This window comes from Formosa sp. Hel1_31_208 (genome assembly GCF_900104785.1).
In the GTDB taxonomy this organism is placed as follows: domain Bacteria; phylum Bacteroidota; class Bacteroidia; order Flavobacteriales; family Flavobacteriaceae; genus Psychroserpens.
In genome coordinates this window covers 3,055,266-3,070,629 of record NZ_LT629733.1, presented here as the reverse complement: position 1 = coordinate 3,070,629, position 15,364 = coordinate 3,055,266, and the positions used below count along the sequence as shown (strand labels likewise).

Here is a 15,364-nt window from a genome sequence, read left to right as displayed (position 1 = left end):
GTATGAGCTTATTTAATCATATCATAGCTACGCTTAATGAAATTTGTTAACTCTTCACCTTTGAGTAAACCTTGAGATAATCGCGCCAAATCTAAACTTTGAGTAATCAAACGCTCTTGTTTCTTCTTAGTTTTAGTGTTGAGTATTTCGCCAACCAATTCAGAGTTTGTATTTACAATAAGATTATGAATCTCTGGCATATTGCCAAACATATTCATTCCACCTCCACCAGTTTGTTGCATCTCTTTCATGCGACGCATAAATTCAGGTTGTGTAATGATAAATGGAGACGCATCACTATCCATAGCCTCTAATTGTACCATGAATTTTTCTGAAGGAATCACCTCTTTTAATAATTCATCCAACTTTGTTTTTTCCTCTTCGGAAAGTTTAGAAATTGTGGTGTCTTCTTTTTTGATGAGATTATCTATGTGATCACCATCAACTCGTGCAAAAGAAATATTCTCTTTCGACGTTTCTAATTTCTGAACTAAATGCGAAACTATAGGAGAATCTAATAGTAATACTTCATAACCTTTTGCTTTAGCAGATTCGATATATGAATGTTGCGCATCCACATCCGAAGCATATAAAATAACTAGCTTATCATCCTTATCGGTTTGTTTAGCTTTAATTTTATTGAATAATTCCTCGTAAGTGTAATATTGACCATCCACTGTTGGATACAAAGCAAAAGCATCAGCTTTTTCGAAGAATTTTTCTTCTGAAAGCATTCCGTATTCAATGACTATTTTAATGTCATCCCATTTCTTTTCGAAATCTTCACGATTAGAATTGAATAACGACTTTAACTTATCAGCCACTTTACGTGTGATGTATGAAGATATTTTCTTCACCGCACCATCAGCTTGTAAATAAGAACGAGATACGTTTAATGGAATGTCAGGAGAATCGATAACACCTCTTAACATGGTTAAGAATTCTGGGACAATACCTTCAACATTATCAGTCACATAGACTTGATTTTGATAAAGTTGAATTTTATCTTTCTGAATGTTTAAATCATTCGTCATCTTCGGGAAATACAATATTCCTGTTAAGTTAAACGGATAATCTACATTTAAATGAATGTGAAATAACGGCTCCTCAAATTGTGCAGGATATAACTCGCGGTAAAAACTTTTATAGTTTTCATCTTCTAACTCAGTTGGCTGTTTGGTCCATGCTGGATTAGGGTTATTTATGATATTATCTACAGTTGTTTTTTCTGGTTTTGCATCTTCTGGAGCATCTTCAGGAAGTGCTACATTCACCTCTTTTGTTCCAAATTTAATTGGAATTGGCATGAACTTGTTATACTTCAATAACAACTCGCTTATTCTTCCTTCTTCTAAAAACTCTGTAGAATCTTCAGCAATATGAAGAATAATTTCTGATCCTCTTTCCGTTTTATCAGAAGTTTCTAAGGTGAATTCTGGAGATCCATCACAGGTCCAATGTGCTGCAGGTTCGTCTTTATGAGACTTAGTAATAATCTCTACTTTTTCAGCCACCATGAATGCAGAATAGAATCCTAATCCAAAATGACCAATAATTCCAGCATCTTTGCCTGCATCTTTGTATTTGTCAAGAAACTCTTCAGCACCAGAAAAGGCAATTTGGTTAATGTATTTTTCAACTTCTTCAGCAGTCATACCAACACCTTGATCGATGATATGAAGCTTCTTAGCATCTTTGTCTATTTTAACTTCAATTTGCGGATTTCCGTACTCACTTTTAGATTCACCAATACTCGCTAGATGTTTTAGTTTAAGCGTGGCATCTGTAGCATTACTAATTAATTCACGTAAAAATATTTCGTGATCGCTATACAAGAATTTTTTAATGAGCGGAAAAATATTTTCTACCGATACATTAATATTTCCTTTTGTCATGATATATATGTTTTATTTAAATAATGTTAATAGCTTACTCTAGACAAAAAAGATACCAATACCGATAACGTGACAAACTGACATCTTGTAATATATTATGCACGCATAACGAATGCGGATGAATTTCAGTCTGAAATGGTTAATTTTGCATACTTATTTAACACTAAATTTTACTATGTATAATTCGAAAATAATTGGCTTAGGAAAGTATCTTCCTGATAATGTAGTGACAAATGATGATCTATCTAATATGATGGACACCAATGATGAATGGATACAAGAACGTACTGGTATAAAAGAAAGACGTTGGATTAAAGAAGGCACAGAAGATACATCGGCAGTTATGGGTGCAAAAGCTGCTAGGATAGCCATTGAGCGTGCAGGTATAACCAAAGATGACATTGATTTTATCGTATTTGCTACCTTGAGTCCAGATTATTATTTTCCTGGCTGTGGTGTGCAAATTCAAGATATGTTAGATATGCCTACCGTTGGAGCCTTGGATGTAAGAAATCAGTGTTCTGGTTTTATCTATGCAATTTCGGTAGCTGATCAATTTATAAAAACAGGAATGTATAAGAACATTCTCGTTATTGGAGCCGAATATCACAGTAACGGATTAGATAAAAGTACAAGAGGTCGTGGTGTTACGGTTATTTTTGGCGATGGAGCAGGCGCTGCGGTGTTAAGTAGAGAAGAGGATACTACAAAAGGGATACTATCTTCACACTTACATAGCGAAGGTAAATATGCAGATAAACTTATTGTGGCATCGCCAAGTATTGCACATTGGGTTCCAGAAATTATTGAAGCTGGCGATGAAGATTTATCCTATTTCCCATATATGGACGGTACCTTTGTATTTAAAAATGCAGTCGTTCGTTTTAGCGAAGTCATTATGGAAGGTTTGGCTAAAAATGGTTTGCAACGCGAAGACATTGATATGTTAATTCCGCATCAAGCGAATTTAAGAATAGCACAGTTTATTCAGAAGAAATTTAGTCTTAGGGATGACCAAGTTTTTAATAATATCATGAAGTATGGTAATACGACAGCAGCCTCTGTCGTTATTGCATTAACCGAAGCATGGGAAGAAGGAAAAATAAAAGAAGGAGATAATGTGGTTTTAGCAGCTTTTGGTAGTGGGTTTACTTGGGGAAGTGTGATTATAAAGTGGTAAGACATTTCTTTTTGTGTTTCAGCTGATTCTATCTGAAAAAAATCTAATAATTTATTGCAAACAAAAAAGTGAAGTAGACAATAAAACGTATTGACGACTTCACTTTTATTTGAAATGTAAAACTCTAAAGTTTGTTGATTTTAGTTGTTTATTTTAACGCTTCCAGGTGCTGGTATATCAGTTGTTGGCAGGCCTTCCCAAGCTGAAAAATTTGGCTGTCCAAGAGATTCACAAACTTGTGGCTCGCCTCCGAAAAATCCACCTATTGAAATAAACAAACCACCAAATTGATCTGCTGGAGCATTATTACCTTGACCATTATCTATCACTTTTAAAGAGATTTTATTTCCAACTCTAAATAAAAAATTAGTAGGGTCAATAGATTCTGTAATACGTCCTACGTACACCACTTCATTTCCAATGGCATTAACGCAATCAGTTTCCATGGTAACACTAACATCTAAACCTGGAGCTAATTGATCAGTCAAAGTAGCACTTCCATGAGTCCCACCATTGTTTTCGGTGCCAGACCAAGTCATTTGAAGGTTTCCTAAAACAAAACTACCATGAGTATGAGTACTATTACCGTTATTAGATCTTTCAACTATACTGGTGGGACTGATAAGTATATCAGTATCTAGAGATTTTTCTTCCCAAGTAGATGTTCCGTCGATAGATCTTGAAACAATCTTTTTTTTATTTATAAAATCAATCTATATTCAAAAAAGTATCCAAAAAAATATTAGGATTTTGAAACGCTCATTCTGAGCTCCTTAAAATAAGGAATTTAATACTATCTTTAGATTCTAACTAATACCCGAAAAGATGGAAAACAAAAAAAAGAAACAATGCTGGTGCAGGTTTACTTCTTATAGCTTGCAGCATCATGTTTGGTAATCAATTTAGAGGGCTAAGGCACGATAATGATATTTATGGGCTTTCAGCATCAGGGATTCTATTGATTATTGGAGTTTATGCTATTTACTTAAGTCGGAAGCAAAGCACTTAAGCTTCATTTGTTAATAAAACAAAAAATCCCAAAGTTTAAACTTTGGGATTTTTCTGCTATTAACCAATTTATTGAAAAACACTAAAACTATAAAACAGTGATTCACTAAACTGATTAGCCTTAAAACTTATCACACTCTATAGACGCTAGAATTTCTATTTTATTTTATTTCTTAACAGTTTTAACGCTCAATTAACACAAATTCATTCGTTTTAAAAAAATCCAAAACAAGATTGCTTTGGTTTTTTTTTCGACTAATCAGCGTTTTTGTGTTTTAAAACTAACTCTGAAAAAACGAATACTTATGTTTTTACATAATTTAAGTCGGATATTTTAATCATCTCCCAGTGCATGGATAATCTTTTAACAACAAAAGCCCAAGACTTTTTAGTCTTGGGCTTTCTTATTTAATAACCTAACATTAACACTAACCATCAACTATTTATGAAGGCTACTAAACTTTATTTTTACATGAGACCTCCGCCTGATTTTTCATCATTATCTCGTCTCTTACGAGATTTTGCTCTGTATTTCCCACCTCCAAAGCGGTAAGATAAACCAACAAATATGGTGCTAAATTCTGGCTGAAAGTTTACTGTTTGTCTAAACGGACGTTCACTTACAATAGAGATTTCTTGTGTGTCAAATACATTGTTGAAATTCATGCTAAACGTCGCTCTGTTATCTTCAAGAAAGCTATAGCGCATACCAAGATTTACAAAGTACATTGGATCCATTTCAAAATTTAGACCTGTATCTTTTCCTCTATACATTGCAAAAGCAGAGAACGATAATTTCTTGGTTGCTTTAAAATTATTAAAGATTCTAAAGTTGTATATGATGTTATCTACCTCTACCTTGTTAAGGTTGATATCTGTTTCAGCAGGATCAATAATTGTTGGATCTAAAGACTCAGCAATACCAGTTTGTTTCCGTGCATATAAATCAAAACTAGCATTAAAACTCCACCATTTTGTTGGTTTGTAGCTACTAGAAATTTCTAATCCATAGGCTGAAGTATTGTCAAAATTATCATTAGTTAAGATCACACGACCCGAACCTAAACTGGAACGGTCAACAAATACCCCTTGGTTAATCTCATTTTCGATGAGCCTATAGAATACGCCGGCTGTAATACTTCCTTTTTCAAGATTTCTCGTATAGTTTACTTCTAGAGAGTTTGTGAATTGAGGTTCTAGTTCAGGATTTCCAAATTGAGAAATTAAAGGGGTGTTAAATTCAGGTATTGGATTTACTTGTCCAACGCCTGGACGATCCACACGTCTGCTATAACTAAATTGATACGAATTCTTATCTGAAGCAGTATAGGTTACAAATGCTGAAGGATATACCTGAAAATAGTCATTTTCAAATGGGAAATTAGTAGTGGTATCATTCGTCAAATCTGTGTCGATAGCCAAGGCATCAACTTGTACAGTTTCTGCTCTTACTCCTAGTTGGTACGACCATTTATCTAACTTTTTCCCATAACTCACATATGCCGAATAGATATTTCTTTCATAATCGAAAAGTGTTTGTGTTGGAATAAAATCGCCAAATTCATTTTGTACACGCGCATCAGAATTATATGTGATGGTATTATCAAATAATCGAGCTTGAACGCCTAATTCTAATTTAGCAGTTTCAGATAGGGGGTTGACATAGTCTAAGTTTATCGTTGTACGATTGCGTTCAGTATCAGTAAACTCATCAAAGTTCGGTCTCACTAGATTACCAGTAAATGTATTCACCGTTTCTAAATCACTTTCATATGTATTGTAATCGACTTCTAATTCAATGTTATGACCTTCCTTTTCAAAATCTAATTTGTAATCTGCATTGTATTGCTGACTATTATTATCATTCATATTGTCGAAATCTTGAAATTGACCGTTAGTGGGGTTAGAGATAGGGAAAAGATTCGTTTGACCTATTGTACCACCATCAAAAATATTTTGATTTGTAAAGATTGAAAATGTATTCTTATCATTGATATAATAATCGACACCAAACTTAAATAAATGCGAATTACGCTGGTCTAAAAAGTTGAAGGTTTGAGATACATCGGCCTCAGTTTGTGTTAGCAATCCAGTATTACGGTTATCTGAAATATTATTACCGTAGCTTCCGTAGAAATTAAGCTTCCCATTTCTGTAATTCATATCAATAGAACTGTTAAACTTTGGTTCTAATTGATAGGTAAGTCCCAAATTAAGATTTCCGTTAAAACCAATATTTACATTCTTATGTAAGATAATATTGATGATACCACTCATCCCCTCAGGGTTGTATTTTGCTGAAGGATTCGTGATGAGTTCAATTTGTTTTATAGACGTTGAAGGAATCTGTCGTAAGAGCTGAGCCGCAGGAATATTGGATAGTTTTCCATCCACCATGACTTGCACATTCTGATTACCACGTAAAGAAATATCACCCGTTTGTTGATCGATATTTACCGAAGGAATGTTATTCATGATATCAGACGCTGTAGGTCCTGATGTAGTGAGGTCTTTACCAATATTTATAACTTTTCGGTCTATTTTTTGTTGAATGGTAGACACTTCAGCAATAACGGTGACTTCTTCGAGACTTTCAGTATCTTCATTAAGGTACAGATCACCAAGATTAATGTTTCGTTTTCCTCTTTCGAGGGTGGTTTCTTTGGATATAGTTTTATATCCTATGTACGTGATTTCAATTATAAATTTACCATCGGGTAACTTTTCAATTTTGAAGCTACCATCATCATTAGAGATGCCACCGGTGATAATAGTATCAGAGAGGTCTTTAATAATCACATTTACATAAGGTAAAGGTTGTTGTAATTCTGCATCGATAACACGACCTGTTACAGTTCCATTTTTTAATTCTAATTTTGGAGGTTGTGCAAATGCTACTAGGGCATATAAAAAAATGCACACTTGGGTAAGGATTTTCATTTTTGATTGATTGATTTAGATTGATGAAATTAATTTGATTGTATTAACATAGACGATTACTTCCTCAAGGTGTTACTCGTTTTAACGCACCTTAACATTTTTTTAACATTTGCAAGAGCCATTATGCAATGAATTGTACTTTTGTCTCAAAACAATTGCAATGGTAAAAAAGACATTGGTTTTAGGTGCATCATTAAAACCGCAGCGTTATTCTAATTTTGCAATTAACAGATTGATAGATTCTGGCCATGAGGTTGTGGCCTTTGGTTTGAGAGAAGGAGAGGTTGGTGGAATAAATATAGACACCAATCTAATGCCCTATCAAGAAATTCATACGGTGACACTTTATTTAAACCCGAGTCGACAAAAGCCGTTCTACGACTATGTCATCGCATTACAACCAAGGCGTATTATTTTTAATCCAGGTACTGAAAATCCTGAATTTCAAAATATCTTAAAACAACACAATATTTATTTTGAAGAGGCGTGTACTTTAGTATTATTGTCTACGAATCAGTATTAAACCTAGAAAGGTTAATAGTCCGTTAAGAATTAAAATAAAGAATCCAAATTCAAATCCGAACCATTTAAGGCTATTAACACTAATGAGATAAGATAGTATGGGTGATAATAGCGCAATCATTGGCACTAATTTATCCTTTACATTCCAAGATGTAAATAAACCAAAGGCATATAAACCAAGTAAAGGTCCGTAAGTATAGCCTGCAAAAACAAATAATTTAGCGATCACACTTTCATCTTTAATGATATATTTAAAAGCGATGATGACTAGAATAAGCACCAATGAAATGACCACATGGATTCGTTTTCTGGTGACGACTTGTTGTTCTTGGGTGTATTTTTTTTCAATATCTAAAATGTCAATGCTAAAAGAGGTTGTTAGTGAGGTTAAGGCACTGTCTGCACTTGAGTAGGCAGCAGCAATAAGGCCTAACAAGAAAAAAGCAAAAACACCAACTCCTAAATGATGTTTAGCCAAAATAGGAAAAAGATCATCTTTATGCGCATCAATACCATTTTGCTGAGCATATATAGTGAGTAGCAAACCTAAACTTAAAAACACAAAATTGACAATGGTCAAAACAATGGTAAACCAAAACATGTTTTTTTGAGCATCTTTTAAAGATCTACAGGTGAGATTCTTTTGCATCATATCTTGATCTAAACCCGTCATAACAATAGCAATAAAGGCTCCAGAAATAAATTGCTTCCAAAAATAGTTCCCGGATTTATAATCATCAAAAAAGAACATTTTAGAAAGATCGCTATCGAGTACGTAACCTAGTAGATTTCCGCTTTCTATTCCCAGTTCATCACTAACGAAATAAATAGCGACGCCTACAGCGACAAGCATAAAAAGTGTTTGCAAGGTATCTGTCCAAACTATCGTTTTAATTCCAGACTTAAATGTGTAAAGCCATATGAGTAATACTGTAATGGTCACTGTTTGCCAGAAACTCACCCCTAATTCATCAAATAATACAATTTGCAGTACATTGGCGACGAGATATAATCTGAAACTCGCGCCAACTATTCTGGAGATTAGAAAGAAGGACGAACCTGTCTTATATGCATAATTTCCAAATCGCGTTTCTAAATACGTATATATTGATGTTAAATTGAGTCGATAATATAAGGGTAAGAGTACTGTTCCTATGACGAGGTAACCAACGATATAGCCCAATACGACCTGCATATAGCTAAACTGAGAGGCCTCAATCCAGCCAGGAACAGAAATAAAGGTAACTCCTGAAAGTGATGCACCTATCATCCCAAAAGCAACAACGTACCATGGTGATTGTTTATTCCCTTTAAAAAACGCCTCATTTCCGGATGTTTTACCCGTGAAATAAGAAATTAAAATTAAGACACCAAAATAGGCTAGAATGAGGAAAATGATGGCGTTCGTCGACATATTTGCAAGTTTAGCGAAGATTTAATTCAAATATCTTATTTTCGTAAAAAATTGTAAACAATATTAAGTAATTTCTAATGAAGCACCATGTTTTTCTGAAATAACAGTTTTTCATGGTCTCTAAACATTTCAATGTACTTAATTCTAACCATTATTCATTATGAAAAATTTTTACCTACTATTGGCTTTTCTTTTCTCGTTTACTGTGGTTTGGTCTCAAGACTACAGACAAATGATTGCACAAGGCACCTATACGGTTGCTGAGATTCAAACAGCCGCTGAAGCCCATTTTGCATTAGTTGGAACCGAAAGAGGACGAGGCTATAAACCATACAAACGTTGGGAATATCAAGCTTTAAGAAATATGGACGAAAATGGCATGTTAAAATCGCCTGAGTTTTATTTCAATGAGCTCGAAGCCTATAATAGCTATTTAAATGAATCGACAACTCTTGCTAGAACTACCGTTGGAAGTTGGGAAGAATTAGGTCCTGTTTATTGGAATCAAAGTAGTGGATGGAACCCAGGAGTTGGTCGTATTACAGCCATTGCAGCCGAGAGTGGTAATTCAGATCATATGATTGTTGGAGCAAATTCTGGAGGTGTATGGAAAACACTTGATGGTGGAGTGACTTGGGATGTCTTAACAGATGACCTTTCTAACCTTGTCGTTTACGCCTTAGCTATAGATCCCACTAACGCTTCTATTTATTATTGGGGAACGACTAGCGGAACAATTTTTAAATCGGTTGATGCAGGGGCTACATGGTCATTGTTAGCCGATACAGGAAACGGTAATGTGAACAAAATTTTAATAGATCCAACAGATACCAGTAAAATGTATTGTTCTGTTGAAGGTGGAGGGATTTTTAAATCTACAGATACAGGAGCCACATGGACGAGGATCACCTCTAGCGCAACCAATGGCTATGACATAGAGTTTAAGCCTGGAGATACTAATGTTATTTACGCCTCAGGAACGTCTTTCTTTAAGTCCACAGATGGAGGAACTACTTTTACATCTCCAAACGGATTAGGGTCTTGGACTCAAGAATTTGTAAGTGGAACTAATGATTGGACCACATCAGGATCTAATCAGAATAATTCGGTAACGCCAAGAACAGGTTCTGGAATGGCACTTTTCTATATTGGTAATTTCTCAGAACCAACAACTAATTTGATAACACCAGCTTTAGATTTAACAGGTGCTTCTAGCCCAACTGTAAGCTTTTCGTATACCAATGTAAATTGGGCAGGAGATATAGATACCGTGAGAGTTTTATATAAAACATCAGCCGGCGGAAGCTGGATAGAATTGGCAGAATATACCTCAGAATCAGCAACATGGAATGATATTACACTAGCATTGCCTAATCCGAGTTCTGATTATTATGTGGCATTTGAAGGAACGTCATTCTATGGTCGCGGATTAACATTAGATGATGTGTCAATAAATGATGCAACATTAGGGACTGTTTTTGAAGATGGCTTTGAAACTAGTCCTAATACCTTTGCAGGAGGGCCAAAAATGATTGGTGTTTCACCTGCTAATCCAGATGTTGTATATGTCTTAGAAGCTCAAAATGGAACCTTTGCAGGTTTTCATCGCTCTGATAATAGTGGAAACACATTCACTGAGTTAGATCATAACAATAAGAATTATTTTGGATATGATACCAATGCTAATGATAATTTAGGACAAGCACCAAGAGATATGGATATAGCTATTAACCCAACTAATATTGATGATGTTCATATTGCTGGTATTAATACGTGGCGTTCTACTGATGGGGGAACTACTTTTGGTATAACTTCTCAATGGGTTCCTGGAAATGCAGCTTCACTAAATATTGGCTATTGTCATGCTGATGTGGATATATTAGAATTTATTGAAGGTAAACTTTATGCCGGGACTGATGGTGGCGTTTATGTCGCAGACAACCCAACAACAGTAAATTCAACATTTTATAGAGACTTAACAACAGGTTTAGGAATTAGACAATTTTATAAAATTGGAATTAGTCAAACCGATCCTGTAATCGTTACCGGAGGATCTCAAGATAATGGTACATCTGTGAGAGCAGCTGATGGCGTTTGGTCAGATTGGTTAGGTGCTGATGGAATGGAATCGTTTGTAGATAAAAATGATAGTAACATACTTTACGGGACCTCTCAGTTTGGGTCATTATATAAAACCTTTAATGGAGGTGCAAATTATACCGGCTTGCCAGAACCTGACGGCAAATCAGGAAACTGGATCACGCCTTTTGAACAAGATCCTATAACACCAAATACAATTTATACAGGCTATGATGAAGTTTATAAATCAGTAAATGGTGGAACGTTCTGGACGAGTATTTCACAAAACTTTGGAGGAGACTTAAACCATTTGAAAATAGCACCATCTAATAGTAACGTGATGTATGCCGCTGATGGAAATCGAATGTTTAAAAATACAAATGCAGATGTCAATACCGTATGGACAGAAATACCTGGAATACTCGGGAATATTAACTCTATAGCTGTTCATCCTTCAGATCCAGCTAAAGTTGCAATTGCTACAACAGATGGTCGTAAGGTATTTGTTTCTACAAATGGAGGAGATAATTGGACCTCATACCAACTTAACTTACCAAACTTTAATGCACAAGCCTTGGTTTGGCATGACAATGGTTTTGATGGCTTGTATTTAGGTATGAATTATGGTGTATACTATATTGATAATACCTATACAGAATGGCAACCTTTTAGTAACGGTTTACCTAATGTGATTATTAGTGAATTAGAAATTAATACAGTAGATGAAAAAGTCTATGCCGCAACTTATGGACGCGGACTATGGCGCTCAGACCTATTTGATGATACCCTTAGTTTAAGTGAGTTTGATTTAGAGTCATTTAATATGTATCCTAATCCTACTAATAAAAATGTGACATTGAGTTGGGATAAAACTGAGAAAGTCTCGATACGAATTTTTGATACTCAAGGTAAATTAATGTACTTCGCTAAGAACCAAACGATAGCTCAACCTAAGACAATTGACGTTTCAAATTATGCTACCGGACTATATTTTGTTAAGATTAATAATTCAAGAGGATTCGTAACTAAAAAATTAGTAATCGAATAAGCTTAATTCAAGTATAAGGTAAAACCACTGTCAGTTATCTGATGGTGGTTTTTTTGTGTAAAGGTATTCGAAATTGCTAGACATATTGTAAATTCGCAACTATGGAATTTTCTTCTAAATTATTAGAAAACGCAGTTAATGAAATGTCGCAGCTACCGGGTGTTGGTAAGCGTACGGCTTTGCGTTTGGTACTGCATTTATTACGCCAACCCAAAGAGCAAACCTTGAATTTTGCTAATGCCTTGAGTGAAATGCGTACCAAAATTAAATTCTGTAAAAGTTGTCATAACATTAGTGATACAGAGCTATGCGAAATTTGTGCTAATCCAAACCGCGTAGACGATATTGTTTGTGTTGTTGAAGATATTCGAGATGTCATGGCTATCGAAAACACGAGTTCATTTAGAGGGTTGTATCATGTGTTAGGTGGAAAGATATCACCCATGGATGGTATTGGACCTAATGAGTTGAATATACAGCCGTTGGTTGAAAAAGTAAAGCAAGGTAAGGTAAAAGAACTAATTTTTGCCTTAGGATCTACTATGGAAGGCGATACCACTAATTTTTATATTTATAAACAAATTCAGGAATATCACGTAAAAACCTCTACCATAGCAAGAGGTATTTCTGTAGGAAATGAATTGGAATATACCGATGAAGTCACACTTGGAAGAAGTATTATAAATAGAATCCCATTTGAAGCCTCCTTAAAATCCTAGCGACCCTTTGAAGCTCTCAGTAATCATATTGAATTATAATGTACGCCATTTTTTAGAACTCTGTCTTAAAAGTGTCGAAGCGGCTTTGGTGGATATAGAATCTGAAATTATTGTCGTTGATAACCATTCTGTAGACGGTAGCTGTGCTATGGTCAAAACTGTATTCCCAAATATCAAACTGATTGAAAACAAAGAAAATTTCGGATTTTCAAAAGGAAATAATATTGGAGTAAAAGCGGCCAAAGGAGAATACGTTTGTATTTTAAACCCAGATACGGTCGTTGCAGAAGATACTTTTGTACATCTCCTTAGTCTTTCGGAGTTAAAACATAAGCTAGGGATTTTATCATGCAGACTTATTGATGGGCAAGGGCGTTTTCTTCCAGAAAGTAAAAGGAATATACCAACACCTTTTATAGCTATCAAAAAAATTCTCGGGATGTCCCAATCCTATTATGCGTCTAATCTAAATGAAAAAGGGACAGGGAGAGTGCCCGTTTTTGTAGGTGCTTTTATGATGATACGAAGAGCAGTATATAATGAGGTTCAGGGATTTGACGAAGACTATTTTATGTATGGTGAAGACATAGATTTATCATACAAAGTACTTAAAGCTAATTATCACAATATGTATCAAGGCAACACAACTGTTATACATTACAAAGGGGAAAGCACATTAAAAGATGAAACTTATGCCAAGCGTTTTTATGGTGCGATGCAAATTTTTTACGACAAACATTTTAAGTCTAATGTAATTTTTAATGTACTTGTATGGCTAGGAATAAAATTAGCGCCTTTATTTCGTAGCACTTCGGAAATAGAACATAAAACTCCAAAGCAATATGTACTGGTGTCTGCGGAACATCATAAGCGCGTAGAAGTTGCTTTGGCAAAGGAATTAATTGTGGTTAATCATTTTACTAATTATGTTGATGGCACAGAATATATTTTAGACAATAATTATCTTAATTTTAAGTCAATCATCGAAATACTGTCCAATACACCTAAAAATTGTACGTCAACATTTAAAATTCTTCCAAAAAACTCTAACTTTATCATCGGAAGTAATAGCTCCAAACGTAGGGGAGAAGTTATATCTATTGCAGATAATTAATTGAAATAATCTCAATAATTGTGTTGATTTTTCATTAATTTTGCAATCCATAAACAAATTATAGACGCTAGATTACAGATATGGCAAAATTTGAACTAAAGCTTCCAAAAATGGGAGAGAGTGTTGCAGAGGCAACAATAACATCTTGGTTAAAAGAGGTTGGTGACACAATTGAAGCTGATGAAGCAGTGCTAGAAATTGCTACAGACAAAGTTGATAGTGAAGTGCCAAGTGAGGTAGATGGTGTGTTAGTAGAAATACTATTTGCAGTTGATGATGTTGTTCAGGTAGGTCAAACTATTGCTGTTATAGAGATAGATGGTGAAGATACTGTAGCAACTGCTGCTCCAAAAGGAGAAGTCCTAGCATCAGAATCTATTCCAGAACCGGTTGCTGTTGCTGAGGTGACAAAAACAGTTACAGTAGCGCAAGAAACTGCTGCGCCAATCGTAAGCTCAGGAGATCGTTTTTATTCACCCTTAGTAAGGAATATTGCAAAACAAGAAGCGGTAACACAGAATGAGCTCGATGCGATGCCAGGTTCTGGAAAAGATGGACGCGTGACCAAAAATGATATTCTAGCATATTTAGATTCAAGAAGCGCGCAATCCGAACCTGTAAAATCTGTTCCATCTGAAACAGCGAAACCAGCGGCCGCTCAAGTGAATGCAGTTGAGAGAAAGTCACAACCGGCTCCAGTGTTAGCAAGTGGAGATGATGAGATTGTAGAGATGACTAGAATGGGTAAACTTATTGCTCATCATATGGTAGAATCTGTGCAAACGTCTGCTCATGTGCAGAGTTTTATAGAAGCCGATGTGACGAAAATCTGGAACTGGCGTAAGAAAGTGAAAGATGAGTTCTTTAAAAGAGAAGGAGAAAACCTGACTTTTACACCAATATTCATGGAAGCAGTGGCAAAAGCATTGCGCGATTTTCCAATGATGAATATTTCGATACAAGGGGATAACATCATTAAAAAGAAGCATGTCAATCTAGGAATGGCTGCGGCTTTGGCCGACGGAAATTTAATTGTACCTGTCATTAAAGATGCAGATCAGTTGAATTTAGTAGGAATGACTAAAAAGGTAAATGACTTAGCAAATCGCGCACGTCATAATCAATTAAAACCAGACGATATTCAAGGTGGTACCTATACGGTAACTAATGTTGGTACTTTTGGTAGTATCATGGGAACACCAATTATCAATCAACCACAAGTTGGAATACTAGCTTTAGGAGCTATTAGAAAAGTTCCTGCAGTTGTCGAAACTCCTGAAGGTGATTTTATAGGTATTCGTTATAGAATGTTCTTATCGCACTCCTATGATCATAGAGTCGTTAATGGTGCGCTTGGCGGACAATTTGTAAAAGCCGTTAAAGATTATTTAGAGGCTTGGGATTCTAATAGAGAGATTTAAAAAAAAACATTCTTCAAAAGTAGG

The 15,364-nt window shown here is 35.2% G+C and carries 10 protein-coding genes; 6 read left to right on the top strand and 4 right to left on the bottom strand.

What is annotated here, in order from left to right:
* Positions 1-8: 8 nt before the first annotated feature.
* A complete protein-coding gene (gene htpG, locus BLT57_RS13865) occupies positions 9-1,895 on the bottom strand; it encodes a molecular chaperone HtpG (RefSeq protein ID WP_091426541.1) in 1,887 nt (628 codons plus the stop codon).
* Positions 1,896-2,070: 175 nt separating this feature from the next.
* On the opposite strand from htpG, the gene BLT57_RS13860 reads away from it, so the two are divergent.
* Positions 2,071-3,075, top strand: coding sequence for a 3-oxoacyl-ACP synthase III family protein (locus tag BLT57_RS13860; RefSeq protein WP_091426540.1), 1,005 nt, complete (start codon positions 2,071-2,073; stop codon positions 3,073-3,075).
* Between the two features lie 140 nt (positions 3,076-3,215).
* On the opposite strand, the gene BLT57_RS13855 is transcribed toward BLT57_RS13860, so the two are convergent.
* Both BLT57_RS13855 and BLT57_RS13850 read right to left on the bottom strand, forming a co-directional pair.
* Positions 3,216-3,614, bottom strand: a complete 399-nt coding sequence (locus BLT57_RS13855; protein WP_091426538.1) for a hypothetical protein — start codon at positions 3,612-3,614, stop codon at positions 3,216-3,218.
* A gap of 937 nt (positions 3,615-4,551) precedes the next feature.
* Entirely contained in the window at positions 4,552-7,023 is a 2,472-nt protein-coding gene (locus tag BLT57_RS13850; protein ID WP_091426537.1) for a TonB-dependent receptor domain-containing protein, read from the bottom strand.
* A 160-nt stretch (positions 7,024-7,183) separates the two neighbouring features.
* Between BLT57_RS13850 and BLT57_RS13845 the strand changes: the two genes are divergently transcribed.
* Positions 7,184-7,546, top strand: coding sequence for a CoA-binding protein (locus tag BLT57_RS13845; protein WP_091426535.1), 363 nt, complete (start codon positions 7,184-7,186; stop codon positions 7,544-7,546).
* Here the strand turns inward: BLT57_RS13845 and BLT57_RS13840 are convergent.
* Positions 7,523-8,959 (bottom strand): sodium:solute symporter, encoded by a 1,437-nt coding sequence (locus tag BLT57_RS13840; protein ID WP_091426534.1) that lies wholly within the window; start codon positions 8,957-8,959, stop codon positions 7,523-7,525. The genes BLT57_RS13845 and BLT57_RS13840 overlap by 24 nt on opposite strands.
* A 160-nt stretch (positions 8,960-9,119) precedes the next feature.
* Here BLT57_RS13840 and BLT57_RS13835 point away from each other — a divergent pair, with 160 nt between their 5' ends.
* The 4 genes from BLT57_RS13835 (at position 9,120) to BLT57_RS13820 (ending at position 15,340) form a co-directional block, all read left to right on the top strand.
* Positions 9,120-12,086 carry a T9SS type A sorting domain-containing protein gene (locus BLT57_RS13835; RefSeq protein WP_091426532.1) on the top strand — a complete coding sequence of 989 codons (2,967 nt, stop codon included), beginning with the start codon at positions 9,120-9,122 and terminating at the stop codon, positions 12,084-12,086.
* 101 nt (positions 12,087-12,187) lie between these two features.
* Entirely contained in the window at positions 12,188-12,805 is a 618-nt protein-coding gene (gene recR / locus BLT57_RS13830) for a recombination mediator RecR (protein ID WP_091426531.1), read from the top strand.
* Positions 12,806-12,812: 7 nt separating this feature from the next.
* Complete coding sequence (locus BLT57_RS13825) at positions 12,813-13,919, top strand: glycosyltransferase family 2 protein (protein WP_091426529.1); 1,107 nt, start codon at positions 12,813-12,815, stop codon at positions 13,917-13,919.
* Between the two features lie 80 nt (positions 13,920-13,999).
* Positions 14,000-15,340 (top strand): dihydrolipoamide acetyltransferase family protein, encoded by a 1,341-nt coding sequence (locus BLT57_RS13820; RefSeq protein WP_091426527.1) that lies wholly within the window; start codon positions 14,000-14,002, stop codon positions 15,338-15,340.
* Positions 15,341-15,364: the final 24 nt, after the last annotated feature.

Bases quoted from the DNA above. Each gene is read 5' to 3' on its own strand.
- htpG (WP_091426541.1), bottom strand. From the start codon at position 1,895: ATGACAAAAGGAAATATTAATGTATCGGTAGAAAATATTTTTCCGCTC.
- BLT57_RS13860 (WP_091426540.1), top strand. From the start codon at position 2,071: ATGTATAATTCGAAAATAATTGGCTTAGGAAAGTATCTTCCTGATAAT.
- BLT57_RS13855 (WP_091426538.1), bottom strand. From the start codon at position 3,614: ATGACTTGGTCTGGCACCGAAAACAATGGTGGGACTCATGGAAGTGCT.
- BLT57_RS13850 (WP_091426537.1), bottom strand. From the start codon at position 7,023: ATGAAAATCCTTACCCAAGTGTGCATTTTTTTATATGCCCTAGTAGCA.
- BLT57_RS13845 (WP_091426535.1), top strand. From the start codon at position 7,184: ATGGTAAAAAAGACATTGGTTTTAGGTGCATCATTAAAACCGCAGCGT.
- BLT57_RS13840 (WP_091426534.1), bottom strand. From the start codon at position 8,959: ATGTCGACGAACGCCATCATTTTCCTCATTCTAGCCTATTTTGGTGTC.
- BLT57_RS13835 (WP_091426532.1), top strand. From the start codon at position 9,120: ATGAAAAATTTTTACCTACTATTGGCTTTTCTTTTCTCGTTTACTGTG.
- recR (WP_091426531.1), top strand. From the start codon at position 12,188: ATGGAATTTTCTTCTAAATTATTAGAAAACGCAGTTAATGAAATGTCG.
- BLT57_RS13820 (WP_091426527.1), top strand. From the start codon at position 14,000: ATGGCAAAATTTGAACTAAAGCTTCCAAAAATGGGAGAGAGTGTTGCA.